Annotated in this window: 17 protein-coding genes; 7 read left to right on the forward strand and 10 right to left on the reverse strand. The window is 63.2% G+C overall.

Going from position 1 to position 14,546, the window contains the following annotated elements:
* Positions 1 to 48 precede the first annotated feature (48 nt).
* Complete coding sequence (locus tag C450_RS14165; RefSeq protein WP_005044550.1) at positions 49 to 1,266, reverse strand: LolA family protein; 1,218 nt, start codon at positions 1,264 to 1,266, stop codon at positions 49 to 51.
* Positions 1,267 to 1,401: 135 nt separating this feature from the next.
* Here C450_RS14165 and C450_RS14170 point away from each other — a divergent pair, with 135 nt between their 5' ends.
* Entirely contained in the window at positions 1,402 to 2,268 is an 867-nt protein-coding gene (locus tag C450_RS14170; RefSeq protein ID WP_049910230.1) for an ABC transporter ATP-binding protein, read from the forward strand.
* Positions 2,269 to 2,270: 2 nt separating this feature from the next.
* Positions 2,271 to 3,527, forward strand: coding sequence for an ABC transporter permease (locus C450_RS14175; protein ID WP_049910231.1), 1,257 nt, complete (start codon positions 2,271 to 2,273; stop codon positions 3,525 to 3,527).
* Between the two features lie 62 nt (positions 3,528 to 3,589).
* Here the strand turns inward: C450_RS14175 and C450_RS21720 are convergent, their stop codons facing one another.
* The 6 genes from C450_RS21720 to C450_RS14195 all read right to left on the reverse strand — a co-directional run bounded on the left by C450_RS21720 (position 3,590) and on the right by C450_RS14195 (position 7,748).
* The gene (locus tag C450_RS21720) at positions 3,590 to 4,066 is read right to left on the reverse strand and encodes a hypothetical protein (RefSeq protein ID WP_152424509.1); all 477 of its coding nucleotides are present in this window, start codon (positions 4,064 to 4,066) and stop codon (positions 3,590 to 3,592) included.
* On the reverse strand, positions 4,063 to 4,476 hold the full coding sequence (locus C450_RS14180; RefSeq protein ID WP_005044553.1) for a hypothetical protein: 414 nt from the start codon (positions 4,474 to 4,476) through the stop codon (positions 4,063 to 4,065). Before C450_RS14180 ends, C450_RS21720 begins: the two co-directional genes overlap by 4 nt.
* A 117-nt stretch (positions 4,477 to 4,593) precedes the next feature.
* Entirely contained in the window at positions 4,594 to 4,767 is a 174-nt protein-coding gene (locus C450_RS22150) for a hypothetical protein (protein WP_005044554.1), read from the reverse strand.
* A gap of 1 nt (position 4,768) precedes the next feature.
* Positions 4,769 to 5,662, reverse strand: a complete 894-nt coding sequence (locus C450_RS14185; RefSeq protein WP_005044555.1) for a class 1 fructose-bisphosphatase — start codon at positions 5,660 to 5,662, stop codon at positions 4,769 to 4,771.
* A gap of 4 nt (positions 5,663 to 5,666) precedes the next feature.
* Entirely contained in the window at positions 5,667 to 6,461 is a 795-nt protein-coding gene (locus C450_RS14190; RefSeq protein WP_005044557.1) for a class I fructose-bisphosphate aldolase, read from the reverse strand.
* A 648-nt stretch (positions 6,462 to 7,109) separates the two neighbouring features.
* Positions 7,110 to 7,748, reverse strand: a complete 639-nt coding sequence (locus C450_RS14195; protein ID WP_005044558.1) for a helix-turn-helix domain-containing protein — start codon at positions 7,746 to 7,748, stop codon at positions 7,110 to 7,112.
* An 88-nt stretch (positions 7,749 to 7,836) separates the two neighbouring features.
* Here C450_RS14195 and paaA point away from each other — a divergent pair, with 88 nt between their 5' ends.
* From paaA to paaE, 5 genes are read left to right on the forward strand one after another with little or no spacing between them, the layout of a single operon-like run.
* Positions 7,837 to 8,781, forward strand: a complete 945-nt coding sequence (gene paaA / locus C450_RS14200; protein ID WP_005044559.1) for a 1,2-phenylacetyl-CoA epoxidase subunit PaaA — start codon at positions 7,837 to 7,839, stop codon at positions 8,779 to 8,781.
* Positions 8,782 to 8,783: 2 nt separating this feature from the next.
* Positions 8,784 to 9,098 (forward strand): 1,2-phenylacetyl-CoA epoxidase subunit PaaB, encoded by a 315-nt coding sequence (gene paaB, locus C450_RS14205; RefSeq protein WP_005044560.1) that lies wholly within the window; start codon positions 8,784 to 8,786, stop codon positions 9,096 to 9,098.
* Positions 9,098 to 9,958, forward strand: a complete 861-nt coding sequence (gene paaC, locus C450_RS14210; protein ID WP_005044561.1) for a 1,2-phenylacetyl-CoA epoxidase subunit PaaC — start codon at positions 9,098 to 9,100, stop codon at positions 9,956 to 9,958. Before paaB ends, paaC begins: the two co-directional genes overlap by 1 nt.
* Complete coding sequence (gene paaD / locus C450_RS14215) at positions 9,951 to 10,373, forward strand: 1,2-phenylacetyl-CoA epoxidase subunit PaaD (protein ID WP_005044562.1); 423 nt, start codon at positions 9,951 to 9,953, stop codon at positions 10,371 to 10,373. Before paaC ends, paaD begins: the two co-directional genes overlap by 8 nt.
* Before the next feature lie 2 nt (positions 10,374 to 10,375).
* The gene (gene paaE, locus C450_RS22460) at positions 10,376 to 10,549 is read left to right on the forward strand and encodes a 1,2-phenylacetyl-CoA epoxidase subunit PaaE (protein ID WP_005044563.1); all 174 of its coding nucleotides are present in this window, start codon (positions 10,376 to 10,378) and stop codon (positions 10,547 to 10,549) included.
* 1,014 nt (positions 10,550 to 11,563) lie between these two features.
* On the opposite strand, the gene C450_RS14220 is transcribed toward paaE, so the two are convergent.
* The 3 genes from C450_RS14220 to pdhA all read right to left on the reverse strand — a co-directional run bounded on the left by C450_RS14220 (position 11,564) and on the right by pdhA (position 14,082).
* On the reverse strand, positions 11,564 to 11,800 hold the full coding sequence (locus tag C450_RS14220) for a hypothetical protein (RefSeq protein WP_005044564.1): 237 nt from the start codon (positions 11,798 to 11,800) through the stop codon (positions 11,564 to 11,566).
* Positions 11,801 to 11,920: 120 nt separating this feature from the next.
* Entirely contained in the window at positions 11,921 to 12,937 is a 1,017-nt protein-coding gene (locus tag C450_RS14225) for an alpha-ketoacid dehydrogenase subunit beta (protein WP_005044565.1), read from the reverse strand.
* Entirely contained in the window at positions 12,934 to 14,082 is a 1,149-nt protein-coding gene (pdhA, locus tag C450_RS14230) for a pyruvate dehydrogenase (acetyl-transferring) E1 component subunit alpha (protein WP_005044566.1), read from the reverse strand. The genes C450_RS14225 and pdhA overlap by 4 nt, the downstream gene beginning before the upstream one ends.
* Positions 14,083 to 14,546 lie beyond the last annotated feature (464 nt).

Consider the following 14,546-nt stretch of genomic DNA (forward strand, 5'->3'; position numbering starts at 1 on the left):
TGCTGGCCCGCGCCAGGCGGATGCGAAACCGTTGCTACCCGAAACGCCTCACCCCGAGACCGCTTCCGCGAGCGCGACCGTCTCGTCGGTCGTCTCCTCGCTCACGACTGCGTGGGTGATGTCACCTTCCGTCCAGACGACGACTGTCCGTCCTTCGAGCGTGGCCGCGGTGGCGTCGTCGCCGTTCACCGAGACGGCAGTCCCGTTCAGTTCGTCGTAGGGGAGGCTCTCGGCGTCGGTCGTGAGGAGCGTGGCGTTCGACGCCCCGTCGACGTACTGCTGGGCGACGGTCGTCCCGCCGCCGGCGTTGGTGACGGCGGCCCCCTCGAACGCGAACGCGTCGGCATTGAGCGTCGGCAGGTCGCGGTCGGTCGCGTCCTGTGCCGCCTCGAATTCATCATAGGTCGTCGATCCGACCGCGCTATCGCGGGCCGCGGGCGGCGCGAACGTGCTCTCGTCGATACTGACGTTGAACCGCTGGTCGTCGTAGCGCACGACGGTCGCGTTCGTGCCGTCGCTCACGCGCTGTTTGAGTACCCGGTCATCCTCGGTCGCGACCCAGACCGTCCCGGTGGCGTCGACACTCTCGTTTTCGTGCTCGATTTCGACGACGTAGGCCTCGGTCCCGTCGACTGTCTCGGTCCCAGTCTGGGTCGCAGTGAAGTTCGTTTCGGACCAGTTCGCGGGCATCGATCGCTTCGCGTCCGTCCACTCCGTCGTCAGCGACTCGCAGTCGACCGCGGAGACGTTCTCACGGATCGCCGAGACGTTCGCCTGCACCGCCGAGGCGTTCACGTCGTCCGGAAGAGCGGACCGATTCGGCGGCTCTGCCTCGCCCGCCTTGCTCTGGACGGCTTCACAGACCTCGCTTGCGTCCCACGACGACGCGTTCTCGACGTTCCACGCGCGCTGGACGCCGACCGCGGGAGCGGAGACCCACGCGACGCTGTCGTTCGTTCCGGCGGTCATCGTTGTGCCGTTGTACGTCGCGCTCATGCGTGCGCCCTCCTCGGCGAGCGCGTACTCGACGGTTGCCGAGCGTTCGTCGGTCGCGTTCGAGACGGTGACATCGGCGCTGCCGGTCAGGGTTTCCGCGCTCCGATACTGGTCGTGGGCGTTCTCCAGAACCGTCTCCCCGGACGGTCCGTCGGTGGTCGACTGGGCGAACGCCACGCCGCCGACGGCCCCCACCACGAGCACCAGCGCGAGGGCGATGGCGGGCGAGACGCGCCCGCGGTTCCCGCGACTGTCCTCTTGGTCAGCCATTGAAACACGTTGGAACTTGGCGGGTAAATACTCACCGTCGGTTGTCCCGATGGATCGTCGTGAAAGAATCCCGCACCGCCGCGGCGGCGCGAACCCCGACAATCTTCATGGTTCTGAGTCCCGTAGCGACTCCCAGTGAGCCAGCCTGCCTCCACGACGACATCGGCCGAGGACACAGCCGTGGTTCGCCTCGCGGACGTCCGGAAGACCTACGATCTCGGCGGCACCGTCGAGGCGCTCGCCGGCGTCTCGCTGACGCTCGACGAGGGATCGTACACCGCCGTGATGGGACCGAGCGGGTCGGGCAAGAGCACCCTTTTGAATCTCGTGGGTGCGCTCGACACGCCCGACGAGGGCAGTGTCGAGGTCGCGGGCCACGACATCGATACCGATTCCGAGGACGACCGTGCCGCGATCCGTGGGACCGAGATCGGGTTCGTCTTTCAAACCTTTAACCTGATGCCACGATCGAACGCCGTCGAGAACGTCACGCTTCCGCTCGTGTTCGACGACTGGTCGCGCGATCGGCGGCGCGAGCGCGCACAGGAAGTACTGAAACGGGTCGGGCTCGGCGACCGACTCGACCACCGTCCGACCGAGCTTTCGGGGGGACAGCGCCAGCGGGTCGCGATCGCGCGCGCACTCGCGCCCGATCCTTCGGTCGTGCTCGCCGACGAACCCACGGGCAACATCGACACCGAGACCGGCAGCGAGATCATGGCGCTGCTCGGCGAGGTACACGCCCGCGGGAACACCGTCCTGCTCGTGACCCACGAGCGCCGGATCGCCGAGCACGCCGATCGGATCGTCCATATCCGCGACGGCGTGATCGAATCCATCGAGTCACTCGATGGCACCGATGAACGCGATCCCACCGATCGACACGGCAGCGACGGCGTCGATGGTTTCGAGGCCGAGTCCAGCGGGCGCGGCGACGAGTCGGCGCGCGATCGATCCGAGGAACGCGAGTCGGCAGACGGTTCGGCTGGGCGGGGCGAGTGACGATGGATTTCAGGGAAACCCTGCGGATCGCGAGCCGATCCATCCGGTCGCACAAGCTCCGCTCGGTGCTGACCGTGATCGGTGTCGTGATCGGGATCGCGTCGGTGGTCACGTTCGCCACGTTCGGGGCGAGCGTTGAGGCCGACATCGTCGGCGACATCGGGAGCACGTCCGCGAGCAACGTCTACGTTCTGCCGACGCCGGGCGGCGAGGACGATGGCGGCGGTGGCCCCGGCCCGGGGATCGGGGGACTCGCCCAGCCGGTGTTTACGGACAATGACGTCACGCAGTTGCGCGAGATCGACGGCGTCCGCCAGACGCTGCCACGGGGCAACGTCCGGGTGAACTCGCTCAGCTACGCGAACGACACCGTCTCGCGGAATCAGATCACCGCGACCACGCCCGCTTCCTTCCCGGCGGACGCCATCGTCGAGGGCCGGGCGTTCGAATCGGGCGAGCAGGAGGTGGTCGTGAGTGAGGCCGCCACCCAGGCCTTCGAGACGAACCTCTCGGTCGGTGACAGTCTCTCGATCACCCGCGCGAACGGCGAGCAGGCCAGTGTCGCGGTCGTCGGGATCGCAAACCGGACGGCCGGCCAGTTCTCCTTTGCCTCCTTCGGTGGCCAGCCCCGATTTTACGTCCCGATCGAGCCGTTCTACCAGCGGACGGTCGAGAGCCCCTCACTCGGGGTGAACCAGCGCGCTTACCCACAGGTGACGGTCGTCGCGGAGCCGGCACGGATCAACACGGTCAAGAACGACGTTCAAGCATTCCTCGGGGACTCGGACGCCGCGGAGCTGAAGCCCGAGTCGGTCGAGCTGTCGGCTCAGACCAGCGGTGACTTCGTCGAGGACATCCAGGAGATCATCAATCAGGTCACGCGCTTCGTCACGGGGATCGCGGTGATCGCGCTCATCGTGGGGGCGATCGGGATCGCGAACATCATGCTGGTGAGCGTCACCGAACGCACCCGCGAGATCGGGATCATGAAGGCCGTCGGCGCGCGCAACCGCGACGTGATGGGGCTGTTCCTCGCCGAGGCCACAGTTTTGGGCGGGGCCGGAGCGATCGTCGGTCTTCCATTGGGTCTCGCGGTGGCCTACGGCGCGACGGCGTACGCCGAGGTGGCGTTCACACCGGCGTACGTCTGGTTCGCCATCGCGGTCGGCGTCGGCGTGCTGGTCGGCGTCGTCGCCGGCCTCTACCCGGCGTGGCGCGCGGCCCGCGTCGATCCCATCGACGCACTCCGGTATGAATAGAAGCAGATCAATTCACAGTTCCTGTTCCTCGAATTGGGTTCGAATATGATGGTTGGATCACCTCATTTTATGCTGATTTCTGGAGCGGAATACAGCTTTGATTCGATCAGTTCACAGTCTAAATCGTAGCGACGAAGTACCCTTTCTACGAGGTCGGAAAACCAATCTGGCGCAATAGGAGAGATAACAACTCTTTCAATCAACGTGTCCTTGTCGACATCTACATAAAATCCAGATCCTAAGTCTTCATCATCGTCTTCTTCAGAAAAGTACGAAGCTCTGAATTCATTTTCGTGTTCAAAGCTTTCACGTTTGTGATATATTGCTGGCAAATTACCTTGAGGTATCATATCTTCATCGTAGTCAATGTAATCTACTCTGCCAAGCACGAACTCTCGCTGGGATGGTTCCAAGGCTTGGTGTAATCTATCTACGGTCGTTCGAACTGCAACTCCTTCCCGTGCGTCCACATATTGTTCCCAGAGAGCTGCAGACTGGTGTTCGTTGACATTCCAACAATTCACGTAAGCACCTGTCACCGAAATGTTTCGCCAACCACGCGCGTTTTCGAAAATTTCAGAGCGGTTTCGCGCGATACCTCAAAATTATCGACTAAATCCTCTATTTCGGACTCTAAGTTAGCTTCTGGAGTCGTACCTTCGTACGGATCATTGAATTTATTGACGTTATTGAACCATATTTTATCACGCTCTAGAATGGACAGTAACTGTGTAAAATTCAGGTAGCGCCAGATAAACGCATCAGATGATGGCTTTGGTGGGGACCAAACATCATTTTCAGTCTCTCCAATATTCAACACGTACTCAATTATGCCTTTTAATTCCTCATCTTCTAAATCTGTATCAACTATTGGAAAAACCAGACCGTCCGTTGCATCGTAGGCAAATTGTCGTTCCCCTTCCTCTTCATGAATCTCTATCTTTGACATTGCTTGTGGTTATCGTTTGCAACATTGTATATGTGCGGCTTTTCATTGAATCAAGAGACTGCCGAATTATTGAAGTGTCGGTATAGCAGTATTTCCCTCAATATAGTCTCGTGGCGATCAATCCACCTCAGTGACTATTTCTCTTTCGTCCTGCTGGAGTCGCTTTCGAACCGCACGGACGCCGGTCACGAGAACGGCGACGGCACCGATGACTGCAGTACCGATCGCCAGCACCCACGGCCCTCGTGGTTCCCACGCATCATCGTCATCGGCATCCGAACGATCGGCCATCTCACTCGTCGCCGCCGATCGCCGCCTCCAGGCGATCGATCAGGTCAGCGTCGCCGAGGTGGACCGGGACCCGATCGTGGAGGTCGTCGGGCTCGACGTCGAGTAGCGAGCGCTCGCCGTCCGAGGACTTCCCGTCAGCCGACTCCACAATGTACGCCATCGGGTTGCCCTCGAACTGGAGCCGGAGTTTTCCTTCGGGCGCGGAGTCGAGCGCCGGATAGGCGAACACGCCGCCGTAGGTCATCACCTGGTTCACATCGCCGATCATCGCACCGCCGTAGCGGAGCTTCAGCGAGGCGTCCGACTCGACCTCGCGCGCGTACTCGGTGAACTCCCCGGTCCAGTCGGGCACTCGCCCGCCGAACCCGTACACCGTCGGATCGTCCGGCAGGACGACGTCCTCGCGAGCGGTGTGTCGTTCGCCGTCGTCTACCACGTACTCCGTCACACTTCCGTCGACGGCAGCCACCATCGTCGTGATCGGGCCGAGGAGGACGTAGGCGGCGGCGACGAGGTCGCGACCGCTTGCGGGGAGCGGAGCGTCGTACACCGCGACGATCGTTCCCATTGCGTTGTTCGGTTTGAGATTCGAGGAACCGTCGAGTGGATCGACCGCGACCGACAGTTCACCGCCACCGCTACTGCCGTCCGCCGCTTCGTCGTCGCTCTCGACGACCGCCTCGCGTTCCTCGCTCGCGTAGCTGTCGACGCCGTCGATCGCGAGCAGTCGTTCTTCGAGGAGCTGGTCGGCGTGAACGTCCGCCGCGAGCTGGTCTTCGCCGCTGGGGTTCTCGCCCTCGACGTACTCGCGCCGGCCGACGAGCCCCTCGCGGATCTCGGGGGCCGTCCCGGCGACGGTGTCGAGGATCGCCCCGATCGTCGATGCGTGACTCATTGGCTCAGTCGAGCGCGGCGTCGACTGACGCCTCCTCGAAGATGACTGCTTCGAGTGCGTCGAGGAGCTCGGTCGGGTTCTCGCGCTGCCAGATGTTCCGGCCGACTGCGAGCCCCGCACCACCGGCGTCGATCACGGCCTTCACGTTCTTGAGGAACGCCTCGTCGGAGACTTTCGACCCGCCGGACATGATGACGCTGGTGCCGTTGGGTCCGCCCGCGGCCCGAACGGCGTGTTCCATCGCGTCGCGGCTGCCGGGGTATTTGACCTTCGCGACGTCGGCCCCGAGTTCGAGCGCCTGGCGCGCGGCGTAGGCGATGGTCCCTGGATCGGTGTCGTCCTTGAGTCCCTGGCCGCGGGGGTACGACCACATCACGGAGGGGAGATCGTACTCGCGGGCGGCCTCGTGGGCGTCGCGGAACTCCTCGGCCATCTCGATCTCGTGGTTCGATCCCCCGTAGAGGGTGAATCCGATCGCGTCCGCGCCCAGCTCGGCGGCGTACTCGACCGAGCAGTTGACCGCCGAATCGGGCTCGCCCATCCAGAGGTTCGAAGTGCCGTTCAGCTTCGCCAGCAGGGCGACGTCATCCTCGTAGGAGGGGTAGTACCCCTCCGCGATCCCCTTCTGGACCGCGATCGAGGTGACCGCGTCGTGGGTCGCGACGTCGAAGACGGTCTGGGGGTCCATCCGCTCTTCGAGCCCTTCGAAGTCGGTCGGGCCGTGTTCGAGACCGTGATCGTAGGCGAGGATCAGGATCTTGCCGTCGCGCGCGATCGCCGAGTCGTCGAGTGCGAGCATACGTGAACCACCCGCGATGGCGACTAATAGTTTGTGTGAAAGACCGGGACACCCGTCGATGTGTCTCGTGGGTTGCGGTCGGGCAGTGGCGCGCGGGAGCACGCCGTTTATTGGCGCGCAATTCTCGTGCGGAGGTCTGCGCGAGCGGTGGGCGGCGCGAGTCGAGCGAGACGGCGAGCCGTCTCGCTGACCGTGCGAACGGGCCATGCGCGGCGCTACGCGCCGCGATTCGAGGCGGCTCCGTCGCCTCGCGCCGCCCGCGAGCAGAGCACGACCCGTGAGCGAAACGAGTGCAGGCTCGTCAGAGCGAAGCTCTGACGGTGGATGACTGAGTGAACGACCAGCGGGAGTGTGCGAAGGAGTCGGCTGGGGAGGAGTGTGGCTGCGGTCTCTCATTTGCATCGTGGTCGTCGTCGTCGAAACGATACCGTCACCAAATCTACGACGGATTTGCACATTCTCCCAACAAACAGTATCATCCTCATCCAGTAGTGGGAACGAGATGGTGGTTCGGCGAAAGTCCCTCGTCACACGGGGCTCGGTGGGGGTAACTGCTCGTCATCACCACCAACCGACCGTAACACAGCGGGGAACAAAAACTCCCTGTCGTGCGGCTCGGCTCGGGTCGGGTGGTTCGAACGAGTGCTGCTACGCGAACACCTGGCCGAACAACGCGCTCTGGCCACGGTGGAGCCGTTCTAAGAACGCTGACTTGCTGATGTCGAGTTCCGCCGCTACCTCCGCGGCGGTCGCCCCGCGCGGCACGGCGAAGTAGTCCATCCCGACGGCGGTTCGAAGTGCCTCCTCCTGGCGCGGCGTGAGGTCCCACTGCTGGACCACCGTGCTCTCCTCATCCGCACCCAGCGGGTAGGTGCGTTCGAGCGTGACGCCGACGGTCTCGCCGGCCGTGTCGAGCACCCCGCGGAGCACCTCTTGCCCCACCACCGCACCGGTGAGCGTCGCGCTGCCGTCGCGATACCGGAGTGATTCGACCATGAACCCCGCGCTCACGAGGTCGTGGACCACGCAGAGGTGTTTCGAGAGACACCGTCCGTTCCGCCGGCCGTCGACCGACGAGACGTGGAGATATCGGATCCGGTCGTCGGCGTCGAGTGTCGTCACGAACTCCGTGGAGTCGGGTGCGGTGAACCGGAGAAGTGCGTAGCCGTCGGCCCGGAGCTGGGGCGGCCGCGCGTCGACGGTCACGCCCGCTGTGCGCGTCGCATCGGCCAGCGGACAGTCGTCGTCCTTGACCTGGAATTCGACCACGAGGCACTCGTCGATCATGGGGACGGTACCGTGCAGACCAATATAAACCCCGTTCATGAACGGGTCAAGGTCTATCCGGTCCCGCCTACAAGATGGTGACAGAACGATGGATCTCGACACCGTAAAGGAACGCGCTGGACCGCGGGAGTTCAGCCCGAAAGACGACATGCCCGAGGAGTACCGCAAGGCCGCGACCCGGATGATCCAGTTCCACGCGAACTCCGAGATCATGGGGGCGTACCTCGAACGGCCGTTCATCCGGGAGGCTCCGAGTCTGGAGCGCAAACTCGCGTACTCGGCGAAGGTCCAGGACGAGCTCGGCCACGGCCAGCTCCTCTATCGGGCCGCCGAATCGCTCGGGATCAAAAGTAGGGATCAGATGCTCGACGAGCTCGCCAACGGCGAGGGGAAGTTCCTGAACTGCTTCCACTATCCGATGGACTCGTGGGTCGAAGTGCCGATGATCGCCTTCTTCGTCGACGGAGCCGCGATGCGCCGCCAGGCCACCCTCCGGCGGTCGAGCTGGGAGCCCTATGCCCACGCGATGGACAAGGTCTGCTTCGAGGAGGGGTTCCACATCAAACACGGCGAGAGCATCCTCGCCGAACTCGCGAGCGGCTCACAAAAAGAGCAGGAGATGGTCCAAGACGCCTTCGAGACGTGGTGGCCCCGTATCATCCAGTTCTTCGGGCCGACCGACGACAAATCGACCCACCACGACTTCGCCGCCGAGGTCGGGCTGAAGCAGATGACGAACGACGGGCTCCGCCAGGCGTTCCTGAACTCCTACGTCCCGAAGGCGAAGGAGTACGGCCTCGAGATCCCCGACACGCCCACGATCGAGCACGACGAGGACTCGAACACCTACGAGATCGCCGAGGACGAACTCGACTGGGACGAGTTCTTCACGGTCTCGAAAAACGAGTACGAGGGTGGCAAGCAGCAGATCAACGCCCGCAAAGAGGCCCAGGACGCCGTGGCGTGGGTCCGTGAGAGCCTCGACGAGTACGAGACCGCCACCGGCGGCCACGCGCCGCAGGCGGCCGACTGATCATGATCTGGGAAGTCTTTCGCCAGGAGAAGCAGGGCGAGTACCACACCCACTGCGGGAACGTCCACGCGCCCGATCGCGACATGGCGTTGATGTTCGCCCAGATCCAGCACGCCAGACGCAAGCCGACCCATAGCCTCTGGGTCGCCCCCTCTGATGAAATCAGCGAGGTCGACGAGAGCGAGGCGGCGTTCGGTGGGGCGACCAACAAAGCCTACCGGTGGGCGACGAGCTACAACATCGAGCCGGTCGCCGAGGAGGTCGCCGACTCCGAGAGCGAACAGGCCGAAGCCGAGCGTGTCCGAGGTGAGAACTGATGGCCGCTACCGCCGATCTCTCGGCCCCCGGAGAGCTCTCGGACCGTGAGCGCGAGGCGATCGAGGCGCTGCTCTACCGGCTCGCCGACGACGAGTTCGTGATCGCGGACCGGTACACCGACTGGCAGGTCCACGCACCCACGATCGAGTCCGACATCGCGATCGCGAACATCGCCCAGGACGAGCTGGGTCACGCGCGGCTCTGGTACGACCTGCTGGAGGATTTCGGCTATACGGAGCCCGACCTGATCTGGGAGCGCGATCCCGACACCTTCCGGCACAGCACGCTCTGTGAGCTCCCGTTCGCCGAGGGTGACTGGGCCGACGCGATCGTTCGGTCATACCTCTACGACGAGGCCGAGCACCTTCGATTGGAAGCGCTCGAAGACTCGTCCTCGCCCCGCATCCGCGATCGCATTGGAAAAGTCACGAGCGAGGAGGACTACCACCGCGAGCACGCCGAAAACTGGCTCCGCCGGCTCGCGGGCGGCGACGAGGGTCGCGAGCGTGTTCAGGATGCCGTCGATCGGCTGTTTCCGCACGCGCTGTCGCTTTTCGAACCCGTCGGTGAAATCGAGGACGACATCGACGATCTCGGGCTCCGGACTCGAACCCTCGAAGACATGCGGGCGGAGTGGATCGAGACCGTCACCGACACGCTGACCGGGATCGGGATCGATGTCGAGCGCCCCCGCGTCAAGGACGGCCGCGTCGCCGAGGAGGACCTGCCTGAGCACGTTGGCCGCGACGGCGACCACACCGAGCACTGGCGCACGCACTTCGACGAGATCACCAACACGTACCGCGAACTCGATCGCCACGACGCCACCCGGTTGATGGAGGACCCCGACGATGAGTAGCGAGATCGACGCCGTCCCCGATCCGGACGCCGAGTACTGTGCGTACACCGACTACACCGACGGCGAGGAGATCGAAGGACTACCCGCAACCGGTGAAGGCACGGAGGGCACCGAGCGCGACGTGTGGGATGCGCTCTACGACGTCCAAGACCCCGAGATGCCGATCAGTATCGTCGATCTCGGGCTGATCTACGGCGTCGCCGTCGACGAAGGCCGTGCCGCGATCGACATGACGCTGACCTACACCGGGTGTCCCGCCCGCGACATGCTCCGCGACGAGATTCGTGAGGCCGTCGCCAGCGTGTCGGGGATCGAATCGGTGGACCTCCGGCTGGTCTGGAGTCCCGAATGGTCGATCGAGATGGTGACCGACCAGGGCGAGGAGGACCTTCGCGAGTTCGGACTGAGTATCTGACCATGCCATCCAGAAACCTCGATCCGAGCGTCGATACGACCGGCAAGCACGATCACGCCGAGTGCCCGTACTGCGGATCGACCGAGACGGAGCGCGAGCACCCGAAAGGGCCGTCGCTCTGTCGCTCGATGCACTACTGTCACGACTGCGAGCAGCCGTTCGAGAAGTTCGAATAACCGCCACCCGTCGCGGCTCGACGGCGACACGCTGCATTCGTCCGTTCCATACCCGTCGATACGCCTCTGGGTGTCGATCCTCCAAGATTTCTTCCGATTCGACCACCGGTCGTCTCAGCTCACCGTCAGTATCGCCACAGACCAGATGTACTGAATAATGTTATAATACTCTACCCACCTATGCTGAGCACTTCCGACACTATATGAGATCAATTTTCGTCACCAATACTCGATCGATTCGATGCTAATCGGACTGTAGCGGCCACTTGAACGAAATATAGGAGAATAAGCGACGATTACCGACCCATACCTGGTGTAGAAAACAGAGAAGCAGGTATTACAGTATTTGGGGGAATTTACAGATAAGTTCGCATAGAACGAGGAGTATGGTCAGGTATAGAATAAAAGTAGCGAAATATACTATGTTATTCGATATATGACTCGATACAGAAACGAAAATTAGTGTGCAATCTATTCTGATCTATTACTTCTCAAAGCGCGACCCGTTCGAGCTTGTAACAACCGTAGTGCTGTTCTAGAAACGCCATCGTCGGGATCGGTTGATCCGAGCTATTCGGATAACGCGGATCTACGGGAGCACCCTGAGCATCGGAAACGCCGATCCAGCGTTCGCCTCCACGACTGCGCCGTGAGCTTGGTCGGACATGATGTCGATCGTCCTCTCTTGTCACCTCCTGAAACATCTCGCACGTTGTTCGAAAACGTACACAGTTTAGATCGCCATAAAATTCGAAAACGCCTAATCTCGGCGCGATAAGGATAAAGATCGCAATTGCGATCCAACGACGGCCCACGAACACTGTCCAAGCTATTCGAACGTTCTGATCCACGATCCATTGGTTGGCGGAACGCCTCTGTTGGGATCGTCGCTGCTGGCAGTACGATTACCGGCCGATTTCGACCTCGCTATTCGAGAGAAGTTCGGACGAACCCCGTCGTTCGGCGTCCTTCACCTCGGATGGCCGTTGTGGCGGCGCTACCCGCTCTGGACGTTCACCGGGTAGCCACGAACGATTCGAGACAGGCTGTGTCACACGTGGCGAACTCCTCGAAGGTCGATGTCGTGCTGGCGTCGGTCCGGAACAGTAGCCGCTTGTGGCGGCTCCCGGTCTCGATCTCGTCGCCGCAGCTCGCACATGTGGCCGGACACCCCACGAAGACCACCCGTGTCGAGACCTGCTCGACGCGTGGATGACTCGTGGAGAGTCGGCTTTCTGGCGCTGCTGCCATCGATACCAACTTCGTTCTCCGGTCGCTTAAAACGTGCTGTTCGTGCCGTTCGCTATCGGATCGTGGAGAATCTCGAAAATTGCCTTCACCGCGTGTTCGGCACGCTGCGCCGCGATCGCCTCAGAACTCGACGGTTTCGAGGATGCCGTCCTGAATCCGCACCGCTTGAGGCAGATAGTAGTCTTCGAGCGCGTGGAGTGGCATCGGCGCGTCGAGGCCTGCAATCCGCTTTATCGGGGCCTTTTGGTACATGAGCGCCTCTTCCTGAATCGTCGTAGCGATCTCCGCACCGACGCCCGCAGTTTTCGGTGCCTCGTGGACCACCGCCGCACGACCGGTCTTCTCGAACGACGCCACGACGGTCCCGACGTCGAGCGGCGACAGCGTCCGAAGATCGACCACCTCGCAGTCCACGCCGTGCTCGTCGGCGAGGTTGTCGGCGGCGATCAGCGTCGGGCGGGTCATCGCGCCCCACGTGTACACCGAGATATCGGATCCCTCGCGGCGGACCGAAGCCTCGCCCAGCGACACCTCGTAGGAGTTCTGGGGAACGTCCTCGCGGAACGCGCGGTAGATGAGCTTGGGTTCGAGGAACACGACGGGATCGGGGTCCCGGATCGCCGCGGTCAGCAGTCCCTTGGCGTCGGCGGGCGTGCTCGGAATCACTACTTTGAGGCCCGGTTCGTGAACGAAGAAGGCCTCCTTCGACTCGGAGTGGTGTTCGGGCGCGCGGATCCCGCCGCCGTAGGGCGCGCGGACCACCATCGGGCAGGTGTACTGGCCGTGGCTCCGGCTCCGAAGTCGCGCTGCGTGACTCACGAGCTGGTCGAATGCGGGGTACATGAATCCCATGAACTGCATCTCCGCGACCGGCCGCAGCCCCGAGAGCGCGAGCCCGATCGCCGAGCCCACGATCCCCGATTCGGCGAGCGGCGTGTCGACCACGCGCCCGCCGCCGAACTCCTCCATGAGCCCCTCGGTCGCGCGGAACACCCCTCCATTTTTGCCGACGTCCTCGCCGAGCACCATCACTCGGTCGTCGCGCTCCATCTCGGTGTGGAGCCCCTCTCGAACCCCCTCAACGAGTGTCAGGCGCTCGGTCGGCGATCCCGCCTCCGTGGCCGCCGCCGAACTCATCCCAACACCTCCGCGAACGCGTCGTCGCCGTACTTCTCACGGAGCGCGTTCAGCTCGTCGAGCTGTTCTTGGAGCCGATCGGGCGTCTCCTCGTAGACGTGCTCGACCATCCGCTCGGGGGACGTCTCGGCTCTCTCGGCAGTCTCGATCGCCGCGCTGACCTCGTCCTCGACCCGGGCCTCGATCACGGCCTCGCGCTCCGCGTCGAGGACGTCGGTCTGATAGAGGTAGGTTTCGAGGCGATCGAGCGGGTCGCGGTCGCGCCACGTCTCGCTCTCGGTCTCGTCGCGGTAGACCGAGGGATCGTCGGAGGTGGTATGGGCACCGTAGCGGTACTGGACCGACTCGATGAGCGTCGGTCGGCGCTCGTCGTCGGTGGGGGCCTTCGCCTTCTTGATCGCCGCGCGGGTGACCGCGTACACCGCGAGCGGGTCCATCCCGTCGACCCGGACGCCCTCGACGCCGTACGCGTGGGCCTTCTCCGCGATGGTCCCGCTCGCGGTCTGGCGCTCGCGGGGCATGGAGATCGCCCACTGGTTGTTGTTGCAGACGAACACCGCGGGCACGTCGAACACGCCCGCGAAGTTGAGCCCCTCGTGGAAGTCACCCTCGCTGGTCGCGCCGTCGCCGAGGTGACACAGGACGGCCGTGTCGTCGTTGCCCTGAAGGAGCTGTCCCCACGCCATCCCCATCGCCTGGGGGACCTGAGTCGCGATCGGGATGTACTCCGGCATGAGGTTGACGTCCTCCGGCACGGAGTACCCCTCACGGTAGCCTCGGAGCGTTTTCAGTAGCGTCGCGAGATCGGCTCCGTGGACGTACTTCGCGGCGTGGTCCCGATACGTGGGGAACAGCCAGTCCTCGTCGTCGAGCGCGTGACTGGTGGCGACCTGGGATCCCTCCTGACCGGTCATCGGTGCGTAGGTCGCGATCCGCCCCTGGCGCTGGAAGCTCACCGCCCGCTGATCGAAGTGGCGCGCGAGCTTGATGTCCGCGTACATCTCGAGGAGTTCCGCCTCGGACAGCGCCGGCGGCTCGGCGCTCGACAGGAGGTGGCCGTCGTCGTCGAGGACGCGAATGGGCTCGTCGCCTGACTGGGCGGCTCCGATGCTGTGCTGGTAGTCGGCGTCGTCTTGGGTGCTCATTGGTGGTCTGGTTCGGTCGGCTGGCTGTTGGCTGCTCGTTCGGTGCGACATCGGTGAGGACGGTCGAGTGGGCCAGACGTCGTCATCGACGCTCGCTCGAACGGTGGACCGTCACGGTGAGCCCGATCCATCCGGCTGCGACCGGCGAACGAACGCCGCGTCGCGGTCACGATGTACCGGGATGGCGCGTGTTCGGAGATCCGCCAGCATAACTGTAAATTTCCCAATCGCGCTAAGGGCGGCGCTAGAGCGCCACGATGGCTGGATAGCAGCGCGAATCGATGGTTCGCTGGCGGAAACCATACACTCCAATCGTGGGGGATAGAACATAATAGTTTCGTGACTCCAGTTCACACGGAGATACCACCCGGAAATCGCGGAGTTTCTCCGCCGATACCGTCCCACTCTGGCGATAATTTCGAATAGCACGACACGCGAACGACGACTGCTGTTGTGGTGGCGGT

The sequence above is a fragment of the Halococcus salifodinae DSM 8989 genome, assembly GCF_000336935.1.
Lineage (GTDB): Archaea > Halobacteriota > Halobacteria > Halobacteriales > Halococcaceae > Halococcus > Halococcus salifodinae.

Excerpts from the sequence above, each read along its gene's own strand:
- C450_RS14165 (WP_005044550.1), bottom strand. The coding sequence starts at position 1,266 with ATGGCTGACCAAGAGGACAGTCGCGGGAACCGCGGGCGCGTCTCGCCC.
- C450_RS14175 (WP_049910231.1), top strand. The coding sequence starts at position 2,271 with ATGGATTTCAGGGAAACCCTGCGGATCGCGAGCCGATCCATCCGGTCG.
- C450_RS14180 (WP_005044553.1), bottom strand. The coding sequence starts at position 4,476 with ATGTCAAAGATAGAGATTCATGAAGAGGAAGGGGAACGACAATTTGCC.
- C450_RS22150 (WP_005044554.1), bottom strand. The coding sequence starts at position 4,767 with ATGGCCGATCGTTCGGATGCCGATGACGATGATGCGTGGGAACCACGA.
- C450_RS14185 (WP_005044555.1), bottom strand. The coding sequence starts at position 5,662 with ATGAGTCACGCATCGACGATCGGGGCGATCCTCGACACCGTCGCCGGG.
- C450_RS14190 (WP_005044557.1), bottom strand. The coding sequence starts at position 6,461 with ATGCTCGCACTCGACGACTCGGCGATCGCGCGCGACGGCAAGATCCTG.
- C450_RS14195 (WP_005044558.1), bottom strand. The coding sequence starts at position 7,748 with ATGATCGACGAGTGCCTCGTGGTCGAATTCCAGGTCAAGGACGACGAC.
- paaA (WP_005044559.1), top strand. The coding sequence starts at position 7,837 with ATGGATCTCGACACCGTAAAGGAACGCGCTGGACCGCGGGAGTTCAGC.
- paaB (WP_005044560.1), top strand. The coding sequence starts at position 8,784 with ATGATCTGGGAAGTCTTTCGCCAGGAGAAGCAGGGCGAGTACCACACC.
- paaC (WP_005044561.1), top strand. The coding sequence starts at position 9,098 with ATGGCCGCTACCGCCGATCTCTCGGCCCCCGGAGAGCTCTCGGACCGT.
- paaD (WP_005044562.1), top strand. The coding sequence starts at position 9,951 with ATGAGTAGCGAGATCGACGCCGTCCCCGATCCGGACGCCGAGTACTGT.
- paaE (WP_005044563.1), top strand. The coding sequence starts at position 10,376 with ATGCCATCCAGAAACCTCGATCCGAGCGTCGATACGACCGGCAAGCAC.
- C450_RS14220 (WP_005044564.1), bottom strand. The coding sequence starts at position 11,800 with ATGGCAGCAGCGCCAGAAAGCCGACTCTCCACGAGTCATCCACGCGTC.
- C450_RS14225 (WP_005044565.1), bottom strand. The coding sequence starts at position 12,937 with ATGAGTTCGGCGGCGGCCACGGAGGCGGGATCGCCGACCGAGCGCCTG.
- pdhA (WP_005044566.1), bottom strand. The coding sequence starts at position 14,082 with ATGAGCACCCAAGACGACGCCGACTACCAGCACAGCATCGGAGCCGCC.